Raw genomic sequence first — 889 nt, forward strand, 5'->3', positions numbered from 1 at the left:
TAGATCAGGTCAAGGTTGACGTGCTCGAAGCCCGCGTCCATGGCTTCGCGGGCCGCAGCGGTGGCCCGGCCCGGCGAATGCACCCGATCCAGGGTAGCCAGCACCCGCGGGGCCACCGATTGCATGCCCAGCGATACCCGCGTGTATCCGGCGGCCCGGATGGCCTCGAAAAACTCCGGCCAGGTGGACTCGGGGTTGGCCTCGGTGGTGATCTCCGCATCGGGCGCCAGCGAGAAGTTCTCGCGCACCATGCCCAGCAGCATCGCCAGGCGCTCGCCGCCCAGCAGCGACGGAGTGCCTCCGCCGACGAACACGGTGTGCAGTGGCGGCCCGTCCAGTCGTGCGGCCGCCAGCTCCAGCTCCGTCTGCAGCGCCAACAGCCAGGCGTCCGGGTTGACGCCGCCGAGCTCGGCCGGGGTATAGGTGTTGAAGTCGCAATATCCGCACCGTGTGACGCAAAAGGGCACATGCACGTACAGCCCAAACGGCTGAGCGGGATGCGCGGGCATCGCGGGCAGCTCGACCGGCGTCTCACGAGCAGTCATGCCAAATCTTCGCACGGCACGCATACCCCGGCAGACGTGGTTGGCCCTGCACCTGCCCGGGCATAGGGCTTACGAATGGCCGTTCAGCCCCCGTTGCCCCAGCAACGACCCACCATTACCGCCGAGGCCCCCGTTTCCATTCGGCGAGCCCATCCCACCATTGCCGCCGTTGCCGCCGTTACCGATCAGCACGGCGTCACCACCCTGACCGCCGTTGCCACCGCCAGCGCCAGGTGCCCCTGGCCCACCGGCACCACCACCGCCGCCATTACCGAGCAGGCCGGCCTTGCCGCCCGCGCCGCCGATCCCTCCGGTGCCAACGGAGTGGAAACCACCTTGCCCCC

At 69.2% G+C, this 889-nt stretch carries 2 protein-coding genes; both read right to left on the reverse strand.

Annotated features, from left to right (window positions below):
- Positions 1-545, reverse strand: a 545-nt coding sequence (locus F0Q45_RS26270) for a radical SAM protein (RefSeq protein ID WP_149656626.1), incomplete at its 3' end; no start/stop codon positions are given.
- Positions 546-614: 69 nt separating this feature from the next.
- On the reverse strand, positions 615-889 hold a 275-nt coding region (locus tag F0Q45_RS26275; protein WP_188113189.1), incomplete at its 5' end, for a hypothetical protein.

Origin of the sequence: Mycobacterium simiae (genome assembly GCF_008370645.1) — a bacterium.
Classification (GTDB): Bacteria; Actinomycetota; Actinomycetes; order Mycobacteriales; family Mycobacteriaceae; genus Mycobacterium; species Mycobacterium simiae_A.